Origin of the sequence: Streptomyces sp. NPDC060002, from assembly GCF_042737245.1 — a bacterium.
Taxonomy (GTDB): Bacteria; Actinomycetota; Actinomycetes; order Streptomycetales; family Streptomycetaceae; genus Streptomyces.
This window is the reverse complement of the sequence record NZ_JBHWUW010000005.1, coordinates 140184-161435: the sequence shown is the minus strand read 5'-3', so window position 1 is coordinate 161435 and position 21252 is coordinate 140184. Positions and strand designations below refer to the sequence as shown.

Genomic DNA, 21252 nt, shown 5'->3' with positions numbered 1-21252 from the left:
GGGCATGTCCACGCATCCGCTTCCCGTTCCCCGGAACTGCGGTCTGCGGAACCTGCGGCGGCGTGCCGAGGCGCTCGGCGGCGACATCGCGCACGGCCCGGGAACCGGGGCCGACGGCGCCCGTACGACGTTGGTGTGGCAGGCGCCGTACTGAGCCATCAGGGGCAGGGCGTCCCCCAGGCGTACGACTTGAACAGGACTCGGGCCCGGTAGCCGGGTCACGATCGCTGACATGCGCTCACCTCGCCGCCGTGTCCTGCTCGTTCCGGTTCTGCTGTGTGTGTCCGGGCTGCTCGCGACCCGGACACACGCCGCCGAGGGGGAGCCCGGCGAAGGCTCGGACTCCCGGATCAGCGCGCAGGTGGCGCGGTTGTACGAGGATGCCGCGGTGACGACCCAGCGGTACGAGGCGGGCCGGCGCGAGGCGGAGAAGCAGCAGGGGCAGGCCCGGCACGTGGAGGAACTCCTCACCCGGGAGCGGCGCGAGATCGCCGTGCTGCGCGAGGACCTGGGGCGCATCGCCCGCGCCCAGTACCGCGGTGGCGGCGGGCTGCCGGTCGTCGCGCAGCTGGTCCTGGCGGGCAGCCCCGACAAGCTGATGCGCGGGCAGCACGTCTTCTCGCAGGCGAACCTCGCCGTCGACAACGCGATCGGCAAGAACCGGCGGGCGGAGACACGGCTGGCCGCCGACGAGGCGAAGGCCGTCGAGGCCTGGCAGGCGGTGGAGCGGCGTGCTCTGGAGCTCGCGCGGCTGAAGAAGGACATCGACGGAAAGCTCGAGCAGGCGCGGTGGCAGTTGCAGGGCCGGGCGGACGCGTCGGTGGCGGCGGGCGCCTGCCGCGGGGCCGTGCGCCTGGACCAGCCGCCGACGCACTTCGTGAGCGACTGGGTCACACCGGTCGAGACGTACGCCCTGTCCGCCGCCTTCGGCAGCGGTGGCACGCGCTGGGCGAACCGGCACACCGGTCAGGACTTCGCGGTGCCGATCGGGACGCCGGTGCGGGCGGTCGGTGCGGGCCGCGTGGTGCGGGTGTCGTGCGGGGGCCCGTTCGGCATCGAGGTCGTGGTGCGGCATTCCGACGGCTACTACACGCAGTACGCCCATCTCGCCGCCGTCACCGTCGACCAGGGCGACGGGGTGACCACCGGGCAGTGGATCGGGCAGTCGGGCACCTCGGGCAACTCGACCGGTCCGCATCTGCACTTCGAGGTGCGGGTCACGCCCGACGCGGGCTCGGCGCTCGACCCGGTGCCCTGGCTGGCGGCTCGCGGAGCTCCCGTCGGCTGAAGCCCTGAGGTTCTTCCCGCGCACCCGACTTGACCGGGCACAGGATGTCGGGTCCCGCCGGACGTCCGCCGCCTAGCGTGGTGCTCGCAACGGCGGAAGGAGACCGGAGTGCTGGAGCGGCTCAACCAGGCCATGGAGTACATCGAGAGCCACCTCGACGAGCCGATCGACGTGACTGCGCTGGCGCACGGCGCGGCCACCTCGGAGTACCACCTGCGCCGGATGTTCTCCGCGCTGGCCGGCATGCCTTTGTCGGAGTACGTACGGCGCAGGCGGCTCACCGTCGCGGGCGCCGAGGTGCTCGCCGGAGGGGACTCACTGCTGGAGATCGCGGTGCGCTACGGCTATGGCTCGGGCGAGGCCTTCGCGCGGGCGTTCCGTGCCGTGCACGGCGTCGGGCCGGGCGAGGCCCGCCGTACCGGCGCCGCGCTCGTCTCCCAGCCCCGGCTGGCCTTCCGCCTCACCGTCGAAGGGAGCAGCAGCATGAGGTATCGCATAGTGGACCGGCCGGCCTTCACCGTCGTCGGCCTCAAGGCCCGGGTCCCCTTGGTGCACTCGGGGCCGAACCAGGCGATCATCGACTTCGTCCGCGGGATCGACCGGCAGGTCCTGGAGCGCCTGGAGAAGCTGTCGGACCAGGAACCACAGGGCATCGTCGCGGTCTGCGACGACCTGGATCCGAGCCGGGCCGAGGGCACCCAACTCGACTACTACCAAGGGGTGATCACGTCCGCGGCCGCCCCCGAGGACACGACCGCCCTGGCCGTACCGGGCGGCACCTGGGCCGTCTTCACCACCTCCGGGCCGGCCCCGCAGGCCATCCAGGAGCTGTGGCGGGATGTGTTCACGCAGTGGTTCCCGTCCAACCCGTACCGCGGCCGCCCCGGCCCGGAGATCCTGCGCACCCGGCTGTCCGCGGACGGGGCCGAGGCCGACGCCGAACTGTGGCTGCCGGTGGAGCGGGAGCAGGGCTGACGTTCCTTGAGGGAGAGCTACTGCCGCTCGGCGATCAGCCGCTCGATGACGACGGCGACCCCGTCCTCGTTGTTGGCGACGGTATGTCCGGAGGCCGCCGCGAGCACGTCCGGGTGCGCGTTGCCCATCGCGTACGACCGGCCGGCCCAGGTGAGCATCTCGACGTCGTTCGGCATGTCCCCGAAGGCGACGACCTCCTCGTGGGAGATGCCGCGTTCCGCGCAGCACAGGGCGAGGGTGCTGGCCTTGGAGACTTCGGGGCCGCTGATCTCCAGCAGGGCACTGGGGCTGGAGCGGGTGACGTTGGCGCGGTCGCCGATGGCCAGCCGGGCGACGGCGAGGAAGGCGTCGGGGTCGATCGTGGGGTGGAACGCGAGGATCTTCAGCACCGGCTCACCGGCCCCGGGTGCGTCCGGCGCCAGCAGTCGCTCGGCCGGCGCGAGGGTGTCGGGTATCTCCAGGTGCATCTTGGGATACTCCGGCTCCTGGTAGAAGCCGTACGTCTGCTCGATGGCGTACATCGTGCCGGGCGCCGCCTCCCGCAGCAGCCGTACGGCGTCCAGCGCGTTCTCGCGCGCCAGCTCGCGCACCTTCACGAACCGGTGGGCGCCGGGGCCGCCGTGCAGGTCGACCACGGCGGCGCCGTTGCCGCAGATCGCGAGGCCGTGCCCGTGGACGTGCTCGCTGACGACGTCCATCCAGCGGGCCGGGCGGCCGGTGACGAAGAAGACCTCGATGCCCGCCTCCTCGGCGGCGGCGAGGGCGGCGACCGTGCGTGGCGACACCGACTTGTCGTCGCGCAGCAGAGTGCCGTCGAGATCGGTGGCGATCAGCCGGGGCGGGAGGGTGGCGGCCGGGGTCTCGGGCTGTCGAATCGCTGAGGTCACCGGGCCATTCTCGCGCATATGCCCGCACGGTCGGGCGCGAGCCCGCAGACAGGGGACACCGCCGGGCGGCGGATGACCTGATGCCGTGGTCAGCGCAGTTGCGCCGGGGCCTCCATGGCGATCTGCTCGAAGACCTTCTCGTCCGCGGCGAAGACGGAGTCGGCGATGGGCCAGTGGACCACGATCTCCGTGAAGCCGAGCTCCCGGTGCCGGCCCGCGAAGTCGACGAAGGCGTCCAGGGACTCCAGCGGACCGCCGCGGTCCGGGGTGAACCCGGTGAGCAGGATCTTGTCCAGCTCCTGCGCGTCCCGTCCGATCTCGGCACAGGCGTCGGTGAGCTTCTCCACCTGGCCGCGAATGGCCTGAGCCGACTGCTCGGGGGTGCCGTTCTCGTAGAGCTTGGGGTCACCGGTGGTCACCCAGGCCTGTCCGTACCGCGCGGCGAGGCGCAGCCCGCGGGGTCCGGTCGCGGCGACCGCGAAGGGCAGCCGGGGGCGCTGGACGCAGCCGGGGATGTTGCGCGCCTCGTGCGCCGAGTAGTGGTCGCCCTCGTACGACACGGAGTCCTCGGTGAGCAACCGGTCCAGCAGCGGGACGAACTCGGCGAGGCGGTCGGCCCGCTCGCGCGGGGTCCACGGTTCCTGACCGAGGGCGGTGGCGTCGAAGCCGGTGCCGCCCGCGCCGATCCCCAGGGTCACCCGGCCGGCGGAGACGTCGTCCAGGGAGATCAGTTCCTTGGCGAGGGTCACCGGGTGCCGGAAGTTCGGCGAGGTCACCAGCGTGCCCAGCCGGAGGCGGTCGGTGACGGCCGCGGCGGCGGTCAGCGTCGGGATCGCCCCGAACCACGGGCCGTCGCGGAAGGTGCGCCAGGACAGGTGGTCGTAGGTGTACGCCGTGTCGAAGCCGAGCTGCTCGGCCCGTGTCCAGGTGGAACGGCCCCCTTCGTGCCAACGGAGGTACGGGAGGATCACGGTGCTCAGGCGCAGAGTCATGTCATCGAGCCTATGCGGGCGACCGTGTTTCACGTGAAACAGTCACCGTGCGCGTCCCCTCAGCCACGGGCTGAGGCCGACCAGGATGAATTCCTTGTGCACGCGGTCCTGCGGCAGCGGCACCATCAGGAAGTGGGCGGGCGGGAAGCGCCGGTTCTTCACCCAGGCGTGGCCGTCGTAGAGAGAGCGGAGAAACGCGGGGACGTCGTCGCGGTCGACATCGGGGCACTCCACGCCGTCGACGGTGATCAGGGCGTCGTCGTCGGGGTAGAGCCGCACGCTGACGCTCGGGCGGCCGCCGAGCTCGACGTAGGCCTCGTGCGGCAGCGAGCCGTCCGGGTCGGTGGTGACGCCGACGCCGGCTGAGGTGCGGCGGGAGGTCTGATCTGCGCCGATGTCGTGGGCGACCGTGATCTCGAGCGCGTACTGGGCGGCGATCGACCGGAGGGCGGTGACGGCGGCCTCAGTGGTGGGAAGGTGGTCCATACCTGTGATCATGCCGAAGGCGGACGTGGCGCGGCAGCCGAAGACGCGCCTCAGTGCCGTTCCGGAATGCGCAGGTATCGCGGGGGTACGGACTTCGTCAGCCACACGCCGTTCGCGCTGACGTGGAAGACATGGCCGTCGCGGTGCATGGCTCCCGCGTCGACGGCGAGGACCACGGGGCGGCCCCGGCGCGCTCCGACCCGGGTGGCGGTCTCCCGGTCGGCCGAGAGGTGCACGTCGTGCCGGTTCATGGGCCGCAGCCCCTCGGCGCGGATCGCGTCCAGGGAGCGGCTCACGGTCCCGTGGTAGAGGTACACGGGCGGGGTCGCCGGGGGCAGCCCGAGGTCGACCTCGACGCTGTGACCCTGGCTGGCGCGGATCCGGGTGCCGTCGATCGCGAAGCGCTTCTTGTCGTTGGCGGCGACGACGTGGTCCAGCTCGTCACGGGTGAAGCGGAATCCGTGCGCGGCGCAGGCCGCGATCAGCTCGTCGATCTCCACCCAGCCGGCCTCGTCGAGCGTCAGGCCGATCCGCTCGGGCTGGTGCCGCAGGTGTTTCGAGAGGTACTTCGACACCTTCACGGTGCGTCTCTCGTCCCTGTCCATTTCGTTCATCCGCTCAGCATGACGCGAGAGACACAGATCACGCACTTTGTTTTGGGGGCGGAGGTTTGGTCCACAGCCAACTGTGTTTATCCACAGATCAGTTGGCGTTTCTGTGGATAACCGACAGTCTCCTCAACTCTCTTCATCAAAATTATCTGATGGCCCATGACTTGAGACAAGACGGTCCAAGGCCCGGACGTTCAAATCACGTTCGGCCGCGAGCGCGAAAAAACCCGCAACCCGCTCCGGTCCAACGAGGGTCTCCACGGCCCGCATCGTCTCCACCGGAATCGGGACCGACCGCGTTCCCGACGGGGGTGGCGGGGTATCGCCCGCGCCCAGGTGCCGACGCAGGTGGCGGCCGGCGAACAGGCGCATGGTCCACGCCAGTTCGGCGTCCACGGTCTGCCGGGCGAGCGGGCGCAGCCGTCGGACGAGCGAGGCCGCCTCGGTCACGTCGGCGTCGGTCGGGTGGTGCGGTCCGTCGAGACAGCGAGCGAAGACATGCTCGGTGGTGAACTCCAGGAAACGGGCCGCGATCTGCTCGACCTGGCCCCTCAACTCCCGCAGATGCGCGGTGATCGCGCCCAGGGGGACCCCGGCGGCGTGCAACTCCACCGCCACCGACAGCTCTTGGGGGCTGGGCACGAGGAAGACGTCCTCGTCGCCGGGGACGGGTTCCAGCACGCCGAGCGCCACGGCGTCGGCGATCGCCCCGTCGTCGGCGGTGCCGCCGAAGCGGGCGGCCAGGTCGGTGCGGGAGACGCGGGAGGGCTCCTCGTCGGTCCACGGACCGTCGACCTCGGCGACCAGCCCCAGGACACCGCCCAGGCCACGGCCGGTGTCGTGGGCTTCCAGGAGTTCCTTGACGGAGGCGAGGGTATAGCCGCGGTCGAGGAGGCCGGCGATCTGGTGGAGGCGGGTGCGATGGGCGTCGGAGTAGTGGTTGGCCCGCCCCTGACGTTCGGGGCGGGGGAGCAGACCACGGTCCTGGTAGGCGCGGATGGTGCGGACGGTGGCGCCGGTGAGATGGGCGAGCGTCTCTATCCGGTACGGGGGCCGGGCGGGCGGGACAGTGGTCAAGTCGCCGTTTCCCCGAAGGTCGTTGCCGTGGCTGATACCGGGTGCGCGGGCGGCCGCCGCAGTGCCGTGCGGCGGCTCACAGCGGCGGTCCCACCCGTGCCAGCGCCCGCACCGCCCGGGGCAAGGAAACGCGACAGGGCATACGATGCCCGCGCCTCCGGGGTGACCGGAACCATCGCCTTGTTGAGCGCGACCGCCCGCAGAATGGCGTCCGCGACCTTCTCCGGCGGGTAGTTGCGCAGCCCGTACACGCGCGTGGAGCGATTCTGACGGCGTCGCTCCTCCTGCGCGTCCACTCCCACGAAGGTCGCCGTGGCGGTGATGTTGGTGTTCACCAGGCCGGGGCATATCGCGGTGACGCCGATGTCCTGGTCGGCCAGTTCCGCGCGCAGGCACTCGCTGAGCATCAGGACCGCCGCCTTGGAGGTGCTGTAGGCGGGCAGTGCCTTGGACGGCTGGTAGGCGGCCGCCGAGGCGGTGTTGACGATATGGCCGCCCTGCCCCCGCTCGGCCATCTGCCGGCCGAAGAGACGGCAACCATGGATGACGCCCCACAGGTTGACGTCCAGGACCCTGCGCCAGTCCTCGGACGTCGTGTCGAAGAACGAGCCCGACAGCCCGATGCCCGCGTTGTTCACCAGCACGTCCACCACGCCGTGTTCCGCGTGGACCTTCGCCGCGAGTTTCTCCATCGCCTGCTCGTCGGAGACGTCCACCGCCTCCGCCCAGGCCTCGGGTGCGCCGATCAGAAGCGACATCTCGGCGGTGCGGGACGCACCCTCGGCGTCCCGGTCGACGGCGATCACCCGGGCGCCCGCCTCGGCGAACGCGAACGCCGTGGCCCGTCCGATGCCGCTGCCCGCACCGGTGACCAGTACCAGCTGACCGCCGAAGCGCTCGGCGTACCGGCCGGTGGCGGCCTTGCGCACCGGACCGGCCGTCCCGTCCCCCCGGGCCTCTCCCGCCGCCTCGGCCTCCCGCTCCCTCTCGACCGACAGGACGAAGTCGTCGATCCAGGAGGCGAGCCGGTCGGGTCGGGTGCGCGGGATCCAGTGCCCGGCCGGGAGGGTGCGCCGGGTCAACCGGGGGACCCAGTCATCCAGTTCGTCGTACAGCCGCTCCGACAGGAACCGGTCCCCCGAAGGCGTGATGAGCTGCACGGGCGCGTGCGCGTGCGCGTCCGGACGCGGGCGGCGCAGGCGGGGCCGTACGTTGTCCCGGTACAGCCAGGCTCCGTGCGCCGCGTCCGAACTCAGCGACGACGTCGGGTAGTCGCCCGCGGGGACCTTCTCGATCCGCCGCAGGATGCCCGGCCAGCGCTTGCCGAGCGGACCGCGCCAGGCCAGTTCGGGCAGGACGGGGGTGTGCAGCAGGTACACGTACCAGGACTTGGCGCCCTGGCCGAGGAGCTGGCCGACCCGGCGCGGAGTCGGCCTGGTCAGACGCTTGTTGATCCAGTGGCCGAAGTGGTCCAGGGACGGCCCGGACATCGAGGTGAAGGAAGCGATGCGGCCCCTGGTGCGTTCGACGGTCACGAACTCCCACGACTGCACCGAGCCCCAGTCGTGCCCCACGAGGTGCACCGGCCGGTCCGGGCTGACCGCGTCCACGACCGCCAGGAAGTCGTCCGTGAGCTTCTCCAGGGTGAACCCGCCCCGCAGCGGCTTCGGCGCGCCGGAACGGCCGTGCCCCCGGACGTCGTACAGCACCACATGGAGCCCGTGGCGGTCCGCCAGCCGGGACGCGACCTCGGACCACACCTCCTTGCTGTCCGGATAGCCGTGCACCAGGACGACCGTCGGCCGACCGGGATCCCCCAGCTCGGCCACGCACAGTTCGATCCCGCCGGTCCGCACCCGCCGCTCACGCGCGCCCTCTGGCAACGTCACTTCCCCTCCGCCTTCCCTGCCGCGTCCGTGGTCGCTTCCCTGCTTGCCCAGCGCCGGACATGCGGCACATCGTCGTCCAGCCAGAAGGCGCTCTCCTCGGGATCATCGGAGTCGGTGACGACGAGGATCTCCTCGAACTTCGCGCCCGTGCCCCGGAAGCCGAGGTGGGGTTCGACCGCCCACAGGCCCGGCCGCGGCGGATGGTCGGAGAAGCGGTACGGCGACCACAGCGGCGACCAGCCCTCCCGGTGGCCGTGCAGCGCGTCGGACAGCAGGCCCTTGAGGGACTGCGTGCCGAACCCGAACAGCCGGGGCGAGAAACGGCGCTCGCCGACCCGGTCCACCTTGTGCGCGATCACGCCGAAGGGATACGCGCGATGCCGGTTGGCGTAGCCCTGGCGGACCATGAGGCGGTCCACGTCGGCGTAGATCTCACGCAGCGACCGACGCTCGCGCACCTCGCGCAGGATCAGCTCCCGGTGTGCCGCGAGGTCGGCCATCAGCTTCTCCTGCACCGGATGGGCGCCGAGCGCGCCCGAGTAGCCGATGTCCGCCGTGTACCCCTCGTACACCGGTGCCAGGTCGAGGATGAACGGCATCCCCGGCTCCAGTCGGCGGCCGGTGGGGAAGAACTGCAACGGGACGCGGAAGCCGGTGAACGCGGTGCGGTCCCCGAACCAGGCGAACGGCAGGTGGAACCAGTCACGCACGCCCCGCTCGCGCAGCCACTCCCGCTGCATCCGCGCCGCCTCGCGCTCCGTCACACCCGGTCGCAGTGCGTCGGCCACCGCCTGCGCGCATTCGTACGCCAGCCGCTGCACCCGTCTGAATCCCCGCAGCTCGGCGGAGAGTTCGCGGGTCCCCGCCGTCGGTGCCGTCGTCATGCCACCCCGTCCCACCCGGTCCCCGTCGACTGCGCTACGTGCCCGTAACTTGACATCGCCGAATGTGACAGTTGTTAGAGGCCGCGTCAATAGGCGGGTTCGGGGCCTGTGGAAAACCCGCAGTGGGCGCCCCCGTAGCTCTCAGGCATGGCATCCCCTACGGACCCGTACATCTGAGGTCTGAGGCGAAGACGGCTCTGAGGTCTGACGATTTTCGTGGCGTGCGTCACTAATTTCGATGACGTGACTGTGATCGCGACCGAAAGCCTGAGCAAGCGGTTCCCCCGGGTGACCGCTCTTGACCGGCTCTCTGTGGACGTCGGGCCCGGTGTGACCGGACTCGTCGGAGCCAACGGGGCCGGCAAGTCCACATTGATCAAGATCCTGCTGGGTCTGTCGCCCGCAACGGAGGGCCGAGCCGAGGTGCTCGGCCTCGACGTCGCGAGCAAGGGCGCCGACATCCGCGAGCGGGTCGGCTACATGCCGGAGCACGACTGCCTGCCGCCCGACGTCTCGGCCACCGAGTTCGTCGTGCACATGGCACGCATGTCCGGCCTGCCGCCCACCGCCGCGCGTGAGCGCACCGCGGACACCCTGCGCCATGTCGGCCTGTACGAGGAGCGCTACCGCCCCATCGGCGGCTACTCCACCGGCATGAAGCAGCGCGTGAAGCTCGCCCAGGCCCTCGTCCACGACCCGCAGCTGGTCTTCCTGGACGAACCGACCAACGGCCTCGACCCGGTCGGCCGGGACGAGATGCTGGGCCTGATCCGCCGTATCTACACCGACTTCGGCATCTCGGTCCTGGTCACCTCCCATCTGCTGGGCGAACTGGAGCGCACCTGCGACCACGTCGTCGTCGTCGACGGCGGCAAGCTCCTGCGCTCCAGCTCCACCACCGACTTCACGCAGACCACCACCACCCTCGCGATCGAGGTCACCGACACCGACGACCACCCGGACGGCACCCGCGCGGTCCGCGAGGCGCTGCACGCGCGCGGGGTGGACGTTCTGGACGCGAACAGCGCCCTGCCGGGTGCAGGACACGTCCTGCTGCTGACCGCGCAGAGCGAGGACACCTACGACGTCGTCCGGGACGTGGTCGCCGGCCTCGGCCTCGGCCTGGTGCGCATGGAACAGCGCAGGCACCACATCTCCGAGGTCTTCACGGACAGCGACGCCAGCAACGACCAGCAGCGGAAGGAGACCGTCGGCCATGGCAGTTGAACACCCGGTCACCGCCCCCTCGGGTGACCAGACCCGCATCCACAACATCGGCTACCGCAGCTACGACGGCCCCCGTCTGGGCCGCGCCTACGCCCGCCGCTCCCTCTACTCGCAGTCCCTGCGCGGCGCCTACGGCCTCGGCCGCTCGGTGAAGTCGAAGGTGCTGCCGATGCTGCTCTTCGTGGTGATGTGCGTGCCCGCGGCCATCATGGTCGCCGTCGCCGTAGCCACCAAGGCGGACGAACTCCCCGTGGACTACACGCGGTACGCGATCGTCATGCAGGCCGTCATCAGCCTGTACGTCGCCTCGCAGGCGCCCCAGTCCGTCTCGCGCGACCTCCGCTTCAAGACCGTGCCGCTGTACTTCTCGCGGCCCATCGAGACCTCGGACTACGTACGCGCGAAGTTCGCGGCGCTGGCCTCGGCACTCTTCGTCCTCACCGCGGCCCCGCTGCTCGTGCTGTACATCGGCGCGCTGCTGGCCAAGCTCGACTTCGCCGACCAGACCGAGGGATTCGCTCAAGGACTCGTCTCCGTGGCCCTGCTCTCGCTGCTCTTCGCCGGCCTCGGCCTGGTCATCGCCTCGGTCACCCCGCGGCGCGGCTTCGGCATCGCCGCCGTCATCGCCGTCCTGACCATCTCCTACGGCGCCGTCTCCACGCTCCAGGCCATCGCCGACGCGCAGAACAGCACCGGTTCCATTCCCTGGATCGGCCTGTTCTCGCCGGTCACCCTCATCGACGGCGTGCAGTCCGCGTTCCTGGGCGCCACCTCCGCCTTCCCGGGCGGGATCGGCCCGTCGGACGGGGAGGGCGTCGTCTACGTCCTCGTCGTCCTCGGCCTCATCGCCGCGAGCTACGGCCTCCTGATGCGCCGCTACCGAAGGGTCGGACTGTGACCACGCTCAGCATCGACCACGTCTCCCGCTGGTTCGGCAACGTGGTCGCCGTCAACGACATCACCATGACCATCGGCCCCGGCGTCACCGGCCTGCTCGGCCCCAACGGCGCCGGAAAGTCCACGCTCATCAACATGATGGGCGGCTTCCTGGCCCCCTCCACCGGCACGGTCACCCTCGACGGCCGGCCGGTCTGGCGCAACGAGGCGATCTACCAGCACATCGGCATCGTCCCCGAACGCGAGGCGATGTACGACTTCCTCACCGGCCGCGAATTCGTCGTCGCCAACGCCGAGTTGCACGGCCTGAGCGCCAAGGCCGCGCAGAAGGCACTGGCCACGGTCGAGATGGAGTACGCGCAGGACCGCAAGATCTCCACGTACTCCAAGGGCATGCGGCAGCGCGTGAAGATGGCGTCCGCCCTGGTCCACGACCCGTCGCTGCTGCTGCTCGACGAGCCCTTCAACGGCATGGACCCGCGCCAGCGCATGCAGCTCATGGACCTGCTGCGGCGCATGGGCGACGAGGGCCGCACCGTGCTGTTCTCCTCGCACATCCTCGAAGAGGTCGAGCAACTCGCCTGGCACATCGAGGTCGTCGTCGCGGGCAGGCACGCGGCCAGCGGCGACTTCCGCCGGATCCGCCGTCTGATGACCGACCGCCCGCACCGCTACCTGGTGCGATCCAGTGACGACCGCGCTCTCGCGGCCGCGCTGATCGCCGACCCGTCCACGTCCGGCATCGAAGTCGACCTCGCCGAGGGCGCCTTGCGCGTCCAGGCCGTCGACTTCGGCCGCTTCACCGCGCTGTTGCCGAGGGTCGCCAGGGACCACGGCATCCGGCTGCTGACGGTCTCGCCGTCCGACGAGTCCCTCGAGTCCGTGTTCTCTTACCTGGTCACGGCGTAGGAGGCCCTGATGTACGACCCCACAGTCGCCCGGCTCACCTACCGGGCCCTGCTCGGCCGTCGCCGGGCCCTCATCCTGGGCGCCCTGCCCCTGCTGCTGATCGCGATCTCCGTGGTGGTGCGCGGCCTCGCCGGCGCCGACGACCAGACGGCGTCCGACCTGCTCGGCGGGCTCGCGCTCGCCACGATGGTGCCGATCATCGGTGTCATCGCGGGCACGGGCGCGATCGGCCCGGAGATCGACGACGGTTCCGTGGTGTACCTGCTGTCCAAGCCGCTGAAGCGGCCGACGATCATCTTCACCAAGCTGATCGTGGCGATCGCGGTGACGATGGTGTTCTCGGCGCTGCCCACGCTCATCGCCGGCTTCATCCTCAACGGCAACGGCCAGCAGATCGCCGTCGCCTACACGGTGGCCGCGCTGGTCTCCTCCATCGCCTACGCGGCGGTCTTCCTGCTGCTGGGCACGGTGTCCCGGCACGCGGTGGTCTTCGGCCTCGTCTACGCCCTCGTCTGGGAGGCCCTGTTCGGCTCCCTGGTCCCGGGCGCGCGCACGCTCAGCGTCCAGCAGTGGTCGCTGGCCGTCGCCCACAAGGTGGCGGGTGGTGACCTCGTCACCTCGGACGTCGGACTGACCACGGCGACGGTGCTGCTGGTCGTGGTGACCGTGCTGGCCACCTGGTACGCGGGACAGAAGCTGCGGGCGCTGACGCTCGCCGGCGAGGAGTGACCGGCCCTGCCGGGGGCGGGGCGGGGCGGCCGCTTCTTGACGGTGGCCTCACCTGCGCCCCGGCACACTGGGCGGCACGGACATGACCAGGAGGACGGGGATGGCGGACGACGATGCGTTGAGCGGTGGTCGCGAGCGGGCCGAGGGTGAGGTCTGGAACGACCTTGTCCTGGACGAGGACTTCATACGGTCCGCCGAGACGTCCGAACCGTCCGCCCGGGCCCGGATGCTGACCGCTCGCTGGCGGACGGAGGAGCCCGAGCCGCAGCCCTGGCGCTCCGACGACCCGCCCGCGGGCTGGTTCTTCAGCAAGGCGCGCCGACGCCGGTGGCGCCGCCGGTAGCCGTCGCTCGGCCCGGGTCCTCGCACGGGCGTTTTATTCGGTGGCGCCCAACTCGTCCCATGGGCACAGTGGTTGTACCCGCGGGGCCGGAAGGGATCCGGTGCCACAGACTGGGAGGAGCTCGACGATGTCCATGCACGGCAGTCCGTCGAGTTCCCTTCAGGGCAGCCAGGGGCGGGTTCCGGAGTAGTTAGCCCTCCGTCGAACCCGTTCCGTACAGGGGAGCTGCCCGGGGCGGCCGCTTCGAGCACGCGAATGGTCGCTCTCGCGTGGGCCGCCCACCCGGAGGATTGGCCGAGAGGCAAGGCACCGGCTTGCTAAGCCGTGGTCGGGGGTAACCTCGCGCACGTTCGATCCGTGCATCCTCCGCGAGGCGTTGTCACTGGGACTTGGCGGGAGTCGTGCCGGTGGGTCGGCCTGGTGGCGCCGTCAGGTCGTCAGGTCGTCAGCTCGTCAGCTCGGCGGGTGGTGCTGATGGGATTCTGGGTGCGGGCCCGTCGTGGCTGGTCGCGCAGTTCCCCGCGCCCCTGATCGCCTACGGCGATGGGCCCACCCGTTGCGTCCGCGCCTGCGTGCGGACGGCCCTGATCGCCTACGGCGATGGGCCCACCCGTTGCGTCCGCGCCTGCGTGCGGACGGCCCTGATCGCCTACGGCGATCGGCCCACCCGTTGCGTCCGCGCTCCGTGTGGACGCCCCTGATCGCCTACGGCGGGCGGCGCGACCTTCGCATCCCCGTGGTCCTGATCGCCTACGGCGGTCGGCTCGACTGTTGCGTCCGCGCCTGCGTGCGGACGCCCCTGATCGTCTTCGGCGGTCGGCGCGGGCCGTCGGGTTTGCGGTTACCGCGTCCCCCTGCTCCTGATCGTCTACGGCGGTCGGGCGTCCGCCCACGCCGCCGCGCTCGCGTCTCTGATCGTCCGCGGTCGTTCGGCTTGGCGGGGTGGGGGGTGAGCACCAGCCTCGCCCCCGCAACCCACACAGCACCGCAATACCTATGCGGACAGCATGCCTTCCAGGGTGACGGCGATGCCGTCGTCGTCGTTGGAGGTGGTTACCTCGTCGGCTACGGCCTTCAGTTCCTCATGGGCGTTGGCCATGGCTACGCTGCGGGACGCCCAGGCGAACATCGGGATGTCGTTGGGCATGTCGCCGAAGGCGATCGTGTCAGCGGCCTTGAGGCCCAGGCGGCGGGCCGCGAGGGAGAGGCCCGTGGCCTTGGAGAGGCCCAGGGGGAGCAGCTCCACGATGCCCGCGCCCGCCATCGCGACCGTGACGAAGCCGCCCGCGGCCCGTCGGGCCGCCGCGGCCAGCGCGTCGTCCGACAGCTCGGGATGCTGTATGTAGATCTTGCTCAGCGGGGCGGACCAGAGGTCGGACGCATCTGTGAACGGCGTCGACGGCAGCGCGCCGGTGAGGGCGTAACCGGGGCCGACCAGCACATCCCCGTCCAGGCCGTCGCGGCTGGCCGCCAGGTACAGCGGGCCGATCTCCGCCTCGATCTTGGCCAGCGCCACACCGGCGAGCTGCCGGTCCAGGGTCACCGAGGTCAGCAGGCGGTGCGCGCCGGCGTCGTAGACCTGGGCGCCCTGGCCGCAGACCGCGAGGCCGTCGTAGCCGAGGTCGTCGAGGATGTGCCGGGTCCAGGGGACCCCGCGGCCCGTCACCACGATGTGCGCGGCCCCCGCCGCGGTGGCCGCGGCGAGGGCGTCACGGGTGCGCTGCGAGATCGAGTCGTCGGAGCGCAGCAGCGTCCCGTCGAGGTCGGTCGCGATCAGGCGGTAGGGGAACGCGGTGGTCACTTGGCCACCGGCTCCAGGATCTCCCGGCCGCCGAGGTACGGGCGCAGCACCTCGGGCACGTAGACGGAACCGTCGGCCTGCTGGTGGTTCTCCAGGATCGCGACGATCGTGCGCGGGACGGCGCACAGCGTGCCGTTGAGCGTGGCCAGCGGGCGGACCTGCTTGCCCTCGCGGACACGGATCGACAGCCGGCGGGACTGGAACTCGGTGCAGTCCGAGGTCGAGGTCAGCTCGCGGTACTTGCCCTGCGTCGGGATCCACGCCTCGCAGTCGAACTTGCGGGCGGCCGAGGAGCCGAGGTCACCGGAGGCGACGTCGATGACCCGGAACGGCAGCTCCAGCGAGGACAGCCACTGCTTCTCCCACGCCAGCAGACGCTGGTGCTCGGCCTGCGAGTCCTCGGGCTTGACGTACGAGAACATCTCGACCTTGTCGAACTGGTGGACGCGGAAGATGCCCTTGGTGTCCTTGCCGTGCGAGCCGGCCTCGCGGCGGAAGCAGGGCGAGAAGCCCGCGTAGCGCAGCGGGAGCTTGTCCGCGTCGATGATCTCGTCCATGTGGTACGCGGCGAGGGGGACCTCGGAGGTGCCGACCAGGTAGAGGTCGTCCTTGTCGAGGTGGTAGACGTCCTGGGCCGCCTGCCCGAGGAAGCCGGTGCCCGCCATGGACTGGGGGCGGACCAGGGCCGGGGTGAGCATCGGCGTGAAGCCGGCGGCCGTGGCCTGGGCGATCGCCGCGTTGACCAGGGCCAGCTCGAGCAGGGCGCCGACGCCGGTGAGGAAGTAGAAGCGGGAGCCGGAGACCTTCGCGCCGCGCTCGACGTCGATCGCGCCGAGGATCTGACCGAGCTCCAGGTGGTCCTTGGGCTCGAAGCCCTCGGCGCCGAAGTCGCGGATCGCGCCGTGCGTCTCGAGGGTGACGAAGTCTTCTTCGCCGCCCACGGGCACGTCGGGGTGCACGAGGTTGCCGAGCCGCTGGAGGAGCTCCTGTGTCTCGGTGTCGGCGGCGTCGCGCTCGGCGTCGGCCACCTTGACGTCGGCGGCGAGCTGGCTCGCCTTCTTCAGGAGCTCGGCCTTCTCGTCCGCGGAGGCCTTGGGGATGAGCTTGCCGAGCGACTTCTGCTCGGCGCGCAGCTCGTCGAAGCGGACGCCGGACGACCTGCGCCGCTCGTCGGCGGACAGGAGGGAGTCGACGAGCGCGACGTCCTCTCCACGGGCACGCTGGGAAGCGCGCGCACGGTCGGGGTCCTCACGGAGCAGGCGAAGGTCAATCACGCGGCCAAGGCTACCCGTGCGGGGTTGCGGCTCACGACACCATTCCGCACCGTGCGCGACCCGTTCCGAATCATGGCTTACGTTGCGTTATGAGTGAATTGCCCAACGTGTCAATAAAAAGTGTCTCACTCCCTGGGACGGGGCATGAGGCGGGCGCCTCGTTGACTCGATTCCCTTGCGAGAGGGGGGACTTGGGGGAGGTGTTGTCCACAGGTGGCCCCGCTCCCCGAACGGTTATCCACAGGGTGTGCGAAAGATCTGTGGACATGGGAATTGATCATTCCGATACCGCCGTGCGGGTTGGGTAATTCCTTGCCCAAACCCGACCCCGACCCTCTTTCGGGTGGAAATGGGCCGCCCCAAAGGGTTGATCGAAGGAAACGGAAGGAAACAAGTGGGCGAAGGGTGACCCTAGGGGTGGGGGCCTCAGCAGGGCGCTGTAGGGCGATTTGTCGACCGGGTGGCACTTCGTTGTCGACTTGTCCCCAGGTCGAGAAGCGGCCCTGTGGATAACTTCTGTGGATAACGAAGATGTGCAGATAGGACCGGCCGGATGTGCAGACAGGACCGGCCGGGACGGCTTCTAGAACCGGCCGTCCTGGCAGCGCGCCACCCAGTCCGCCGCCGTCACGAACTCCCTGTCCGAGGTCCCGGGCAGCGGAGCCGCCACGTCCGCCACGCTGACTTCCGCGCGGGGGTACGAGCCCAGGAAGCGCACCTCACGGCAGATCCGCTTCAGCCCCATGAGTGCCTCGGCCATCCGGCGGTCGGAGATGTGGCCCTCGGCGTCGACGCAGAAGCAGTAGTTGCCGATACCGGCGCCGGTCGGGCGGGACTGGAGCAGCATGAGGTTGACGCCCCGGGTCGCGAACTCGCCCAGCAGGTCGCGCAGGCCACCGGGGTGGTCGTCGCGCTGCCACAGGACGATGGACGTCTTGTCCGCGCCGGTCGGTGCCGCGGGCCGGGCGGGCCTGCCCACCAGCACGAAGCGGGTCTGGGCGTTCTCGGCGTCGTGGATCTCGGTCTCCAGGGCGGTCAGCCCGTACCGGGCGGCCGCGAACTCGCCCGCGAAGGCGGCGTCGTAACGGCCCTCCTGGACCAGCCGGGCCGCGTCCGCGTTCGAGGCGGCCGACTCCCAGGCGGCTTCCGGCAGGTTCGCCTTCAGCCAGTTGCGGACCTGCGGCTGCGCGGCCGGATGTGCGGAGACCGTCTTGATGTCAGCGAGCTTCGTGCCGGGCCGGACCAGCAGCGCGAAGGTGATCGACAGCAACACCTCGCGGTAGATCATCAGCGGGGTGCCCGCGACCAGCTCGTCCAGGGTCGTGGTGATCCCGCCCTCGACGGAGTTCTCGATGGGCACGAAGGCGGCCTCGGCCTCGCCGGTGCGCACCGCGTCCAGCGCGGACTGCACCGACACGTACGGGATCAGCTGGCGGGTGGCCGACTCCGGAAGCGTGCGCAGGGCGACCTCCGTGAAGGTGCCCTCGGGGCCGAGATACGCATAGCTCGCTGGCATGACCTCACCCTAATGGCCCTTGCCGAAGCAGGTGTACGTGTATCAGGACAGCCCCACGCAGGAATGAATCCGCCCGGGGAGGCGTAACTTCCCGTCCCGGCCTTTCCGGCTCCCGGCCTTTCCGGCTCCCGGCCTTCCCGTCCCGGACGTCGAGCCTCGGGCGTCAAGCCCCGGTCTTCCCGCCCCGGGGTTCACGCCTCCAGCAGGCGCTGCCCCACGTACTCGCCCTTCGCCGCCCCGCCCGGCACCGCGTACAGACCGCTCGCCTCGTGGCGGATGTACCGCGACAGGGCGTCGCCGCGGTCCAGCTTGCGCTGCACGGTGACGAAGCCGCGCAACGGGTCCGCCTGCCAGCAGACGAACAACAGGCCCGCGTCCGGGGTGCCGTCCGGGTCGATGCCGTCGTGGTAGGAGAAGGGTCGCCGCAGCATGGCGGCGCCGCCGTTCTGGTCGGGGCGGGTGATACGGGCGTGCGCGTTGATGGGGACGACCAGATCGCCGTTCGCGTCGGTCTTCTCCAGGTCCATCGCGGTCGTCTCGGTGCCGCCGGACAGCGCGGCCCCGTCGGTCTTGCGGCGCCCGATGACCTGCTCCTGCGCCTTTCCCGAGAGCTTCTCCCAGTCGTCGAGGAGCATGCGGATACGGCGTACGACGGCGTAGGAGCCGTCAGCCATCCATGCCGGGTCCTTCGTGCTGTCCGCCGGGACGAAGATGCGCTGGTCGAAGTCCGACTCGGTGGGCTTGGGATTGCGGGTGCCGTCCAGCTGACCCATCAGGTTGCGGGCCGTCATGGGGTGGGCGGTGGCGCCCGGCGTCCGGTTGAAGCCGTTCATCTGCCAGCGGACCCTGGCCGCCGCGCCCGCGTCCTTCTGGATCGCGCGCAGGGCGTGAAAGGCGACCAGGGCGTCGTTCGCGCCGATCTGCACCCACAGGTCGCCGTTGCTGCGCGTCTTGTCGAGGTGGTCGGAGGAGAAGTCGGGGAGCGGGTCCAGGGCGACCGGGCGCTGCTTCTCCAGGCCGGTGCGGGTGAAGAAGCTGTTGCCGAAACCGAAGGTGACCGTCAGCGAGGAGGGTCCGGCGTCCCGGGCCACGTCGGTGTCGTCGGTGGCGGTGGCCTCGCCCGCCATCAGCCGCCGGGCCGTCTCCGACCAGCGGCGCAGCAGCGCGGCGGCCTCCTTGCGGCCCGTGCCGGCGGCGAGGTCGAAGGCGACGAGATGGCCGCGGGCCTGGAGACCCTGGGTGATGCCCGGCTGATGTTTCACGTGGAACATCGCCTCGCCGGCGCCGATCGAGGACAGCGGGGTCGCCTGTGAGGGCGCGGCCGTGTAGCCGACGGCCCCGCCGGCCGCGCCGAGCGCGAGCCCGGTGGCGCCGGCGGTGCCGAGCAGCCTGCGCCGCGTCAGCCCCTCGGAACCCTCGACGGGGGAGGGGGTGTCCGAGGGGGCACCCTCCTCTGTGTCCACGGGGGTGCGGGCCTCGGGGCGGGACTGCGGAATGGACTGGTCGGGCATGGTGCGGTTCAGCCGATCTGCGCGTTCTTGGAGACGGTCACCTGGTCGATGTCGGAGGTCCGCACGGTCACGGAGATCTCCCACTCGCCGGCCATGGGGATCTGCACGCCGTTCGCCGACCAGTGGCCGGTCGTGATGTGGTCGGGGGTGACGGGCAGCGGCCCGATGTCCTTGGCTTCGAGGGTGAAGGCGACCTTGACCTCGGGCACGTCGAAGGCGCGGCCGTTGGGGCGGGTCACATAGACGTGCATCTCGTTGGCGCCGGTGCGCGCGGGGTCGAGGTCGACGCTGACCACGCCCTTGCCGTCCGTGCCGCCGGTGTCGAAGGACATGTCCAGGGTCAGGGCGCCCGACGCGGAGTCCCCCGTGGAGGACGAGGAGGAGGACGAGGCCCGGCCGGCCGCAGCGGCGTCCTGCTCCGTACGGCCGGGTTCGGTCGAGGTCAGGACGGTCGTGACGGCGAGCAGCACGACGGCGACGCCGGCCTCGGCGAGCACCGAGCGGCGCAGGCCGAAGCGTTGGGGGTCGGCGTCCCGTTGCCGCTTCTGCCGGGTGGCGTCGACGGCGGCCCGCTGCCGGGCGAGCTGCGCGGCCCGCTTGGCGTTCCCGGAGCCGGGCTCGGCGTCGCCGGACGCCTGCTTGACGGTGTCGCCGGTCGCGGCCGACGCCGTGACGCGTTCCTTCTCGGGTGCGGACTCGCGTACCGCTTCCTTGGTGGTCGTGTCCGCCAGCCGTGCCGTCCACCGCCGTGAGACCGACGCGACGCCGACGAGCAGCGCCACGAGTCCGATCTTGACGAGCAGCAGCTGGCCGTAGCGGGTGTCGGTGAACGCGGACCAGGAGCCGAGCTGGCGCCAGGACTGGTAGGTGCCGGTGGCGACCACGACGAGGACGCTGCTGAAGGCCAGCCGGGAGAAGCGGCGTGCGGCGGGGGCCTCGACGGGCCGGTCGGCGGGTGCCCGGTACAGGGCGACGAGGAGTGCGGTGAGTCCGCCGAGCCAGGTCGCGACCGCCAGCAGGTGCAGCACGTCGACCGGCATGGCGATGCCGGGCTGGAGTCCGGTCGAGGCGTGCTCGGCCATGGCCCAGCTGGCCGCGAGTCCGGCGGCCACGACGGTTCCGCCGATGGCGAGTCCGAAGGTCAGGTCCCGCTTCTCCTCGCCCTCGCGCTTGTCGTACGCGCCGAAGAGCACGGCGATGAACAGCGCGGCCGCGGCGAGCAGCAGCAGCCGCGACACCAGGGCCGCGCCCGTCTTGGTCTGGAGGACCTCCCCGAGGAGGTCGAGGTCGAAGATGTCACCGGCCTTGCCGGAGCTGGTGTAGGAGCCGCGCAGGAGAAGCAGGAACAGGGTGGCCGCGGTCATCGCGACCCAGCCGGAGACGACGAGCCGCTGCAGGGCCCGTACACCGGTGCCACGCTGCCAGCAGGCGAGCACGAAGGCGGCCCCGCCGGTCATCACGATGAACCCGGCGTACGACACGTACCGGCCGAAGCCGTAGAGCCAGCCGACGACGCCTCCGCCGGCCGCCTGGTCGGACACCGAGACGCTGGTCTTGGAAGGGGAGCCGATGGAGAAGGTGTAGGCGCCGGCGACGGGATGGCTGTCGGCGGACACCACCTGGTAGGTCACCGTGTAGGTGCCGTCGGGCAGCCCCGAGTGCAGTTGCACGGCGTAGGTCGTGCCGCTGACCTCGGACGGCTTGCCGGTGTCGACCCGGGTGCCCTTGGGGTCCAGGACGCGCAGCGAGTCGTCGTTCATGGAGACGGTCTCGGAGAAGGTCAGCGACACCTGTGTGGGCGCCTTGTCGACCACCACCCCCTGCGCGGGGTCGCTGCCGGTCAGCGCGGCGTGCGCGGATGCGGGCCCGGCGGCGGCCAGGAGCGCACCGGTGACCGCCAGGAACAGCAGCACGAGCATCCGGACGCGGGGGACGATGGTCTGCGTCAAGGTGGTC

General features: G+C 70.9%; 19 protein-coding genes, 1 tRNA gene and 1 pseudogene. 9 read left to right on the top strand and 12 right to left on the bottom strand.

All coding sequences use genetic code 11. The annotated features are described in order from the left end of the window. The first annotated feature begins 4 nt into the window (after positions 1-4). The 3 genes from ACFWBD_RS07475 (at position 5) to ACFWBD_RS07465 (ending at position 2263) form a co-directional block, all read left to right on the top strand. Complete coding sequence (locus tag ACFWBD_RS07475) at positions 5-154, top strand: hypothetical protein (RefSeq protein WP_385663974.1); 150 nt, start codon at positions 5-7, stop codon at positions 152-154. 78 nt (positions 155-232) lie between these two features. Next, complete coding sequence (locus tag ACFWBD_RS07470; protein ID WP_385663972.1) at positions 233-1288, top strand: peptidoglycan DD-metalloendopeptidase family protein; 1056 nt, start codon at positions 233-235, stop codon at positions 1286-1288. Positions 1289-1396: 108 nt separating this feature from the next. Further along, positions 1397-2263 (top strand): GyrI-like domain-containing protein, encoded by an 867-nt coding sequence (locus ACFWBD_RS07465; protein ID WP_385663970.1) that lies wholly within the window; start codon positions 1397-1399, stop codon positions 2261-2263. Between the two features lie 17 nt (positions 2264-2280). Here ACFWBD_RS07465 and ACFWBD_RS07460 read toward each other — a convergent pair whose 3' ends face one another. The 7 genes and pseudogenes from ACFWBD_RS07460 to ACFWBD_RS07430 all read right to left on the bottom strand — a co-directional run bounded on the left by ACFWBD_RS07460 (position 2281) and on the right by ACFWBD_RS07430 (position 9089). Beyond that, positions 2281-3168 carry an HAD hydrolase family protein gene (locus ACFWBD_RS07460; RefSeq protein ID WP_385663968.1) on the bottom strand — a complete coding sequence of 296 codons (888 nt, stop codon included), beginning with the start codon at positions 3166-3168 and terminating at the stop codon, positions 2281-2283. A gap of 71 nt (positions 3169-3239) precedes the next feature. After that, the gene (locus tag ACFWBD_RS07455) at positions 3240-4142 is read right to left on the bottom strand and encodes an LLM class flavin-dependent oxidoreductase (protein ID WP_385663965.1); all 903 of its coding nucleotides are present in this window, start codon (positions 4140-4142) and stop codon (positions 3240-3242) included. Between the two features lie 42 nt (positions 4143-4184). Beyond that, entirely contained in the window at positions 4185-4628 is a 444-nt protein-coding gene (locus ACFWBD_RS07450) for a hypothetical protein (RefSeq protein WP_385663962.1), read from the bottom strand. Between the two features lie 50 nt (positions 4629-4678). Continuing rightward, on the bottom strand, positions 4679-5242 hold the full coding sequence (locus ACFWBD_RS07445; protein ID WP_385663959.1) for an RNA 2'-phosphotransferase: 564 nt from the start codon (positions 5240-5242) through the stop codon (positions 4679-4681). Positions 5243-5365: 123 nt separating this feature from the next. Continuing rightward, the gene (locus tag ACFWBD_RS07440; protein WP_385663956.1) at positions 5366-6316 is read right to left on the bottom strand and encodes a MerR family transcriptional regulator; all 951 of its coding nucleotides are present in this window, start codon (positions 6314-6316) and stop codon (positions 5366-5368) included. 76 nt (positions 6317-6392) lie between these two features. After that, positions 6393-8205, bottom strand: a pseudogene (locus ACFWBD_RS07435) (SDR family oxidoreductase). Further along, positions 8202-9089 carry a M24 family metallopeptidase gene (locus ACFWBD_RS07430; RefSeq protein WP_385663953.1) on the bottom strand — a complete coding sequence of 296 codons (888 nt, stop codon included), beginning with the start codon at positions 9087-9089 and terminating at the stop codon, positions 8202-8204. The pseudogene ACFWBD_RS07435 and the gene ACFWBD_RS07430 overlap by 4 nt, the downstream one beginning before the upstream one ends. A 249-nt stretch (positions 9090-9338) precedes the next feature. Between ACFWBD_RS07430 and ACFWBD_RS07425 the strand changes: the two genes are divergently transcribed. The 6 genes from ACFWBD_RS07425 (at position 9339) to ACFWBD_RS07400 (ending at position 13563) form a co-directional block, all read left to right on the top strand. Then, a complete protein-coding gene (locus tag ACFWBD_RS07425) occupies positions 9339-10316 on the top strand; it encodes an ABC transporter ATP-binding protein (protein WP_385664191.1) in 978 nt (325 codons plus the stop codon). Further along, positions 10306-11214: an ABC transporter permease gene (locus tag ACFWBD_RS07420; protein WP_385663951.1), complete on the top strand. Its 909-nt coding sequence runs from the start codon at positions 10306-10308 to the stop codon at positions 11212-11214. The genes ACFWBD_RS07425 and ACFWBD_RS07420 overlap by 11 nt, the downstream gene beginning before the upstream one ends. Further along, complete coding sequence (locus tag ACFWBD_RS07415; protein WP_385663948.1) at positions 11211-12122, top strand: ABC transporter ATP-binding protein; 912 nt, start codon at positions 11211-11213, stop codon at positions 12120-12122. The genes ACFWBD_RS07420 and ACFWBD_RS07415 overlap by 4 nt, the downstream gene beginning before the upstream one ends. Before the next feature lie 9 nt (positions 12123-12131). Next, a complete protein-coding gene (locus tag ACFWBD_RS07410; protein ID WP_385663946.1) occupies positions 12132-12851 on the top strand; it encodes an ABC transporter permease subunit in 720 nt (239 codons plus the stop codon). 100 nt (positions 12852-12951) lie between these two features. Further along, positions 12952-13194, top strand: a complete 243-nt coding sequence (locus ACFWBD_RS07405; protein WP_385663943.1) for a hypothetical protein — start codon at positions 12952-12954, stop codon at positions 13192-13194. A gap of 284 nt (positions 13195-13478) precedes the next feature. Next, a tRNA-Ser gene (locus tag ACFWBD_RS07400) sits at positions 13479-13563 on the top strand. A gap of 625 nt (positions 13564-14188) precedes the next feature. On the opposite strand, the gene ACFWBD_RS07395 is transcribed toward ACFWBD_RS07400, so the two are convergent. The 5 genes from ACFWBD_RS07395 to ACFWBD_RS07375 form a co-directional block, all read right to left on the bottom strand. Then, positions 14189-14995, bottom strand: a complete 807-nt coding sequence (locus tag ACFWBD_RS07395) for an HAD family hydrolase (RefSeq protein WP_385663940.1) — start codon at positions 14993-14995, stop codon at positions 14189-14191. Beyond that, positions 14992-16269: a serine--tRNA ligase gene (serS, locus tag ACFWBD_RS07390; RefSeq protein ID WP_385663937.1), complete on the bottom strand. Its 1278-nt coding sequence runs from the start codon at positions 16267-16269 to the stop codon at positions 14992-14994. The genes ACFWBD_RS07395 and serS overlap by 4 nt, the downstream gene beginning before the upstream one ends. Positions 16270-16852: 583 nt before the next feature. After that, positions 16853-17785: a prephenate dehydratase gene (gene pheA, locus ACFWBD_RS07385; protein WP_385663935.1), complete on the bottom strand. Its 933-nt coding sequence runs from the start codon at positions 17783-17785 to the stop codon at positions 16853-16855. 191 nt (positions 17786-17976) lie between these two features. Next, positions 17977-19296 (bottom strand): iron uptake transporter deferrochelatase/peroxidase subunit, encoded by a 1320-nt coding sequence (gene efeB / locus ACFWBD_RS07380; RefSeq protein ID WP_385663932.1) that lies wholly within the window; start codon positions 19294-19296, stop codon positions 17977-17979. Positions 19297-19304: 8 nt separating this feature from the next. After that, entirely contained in the window at positions 19305-21245 is a 1941-nt protein-coding gene (locus tag ACFWBD_RS07375) for a copper resistance CopC/CopD family protein (protein WP_385663929.1), read from the bottom strand. Positions 21246-21252: the final 7 nt, after the last annotated feature.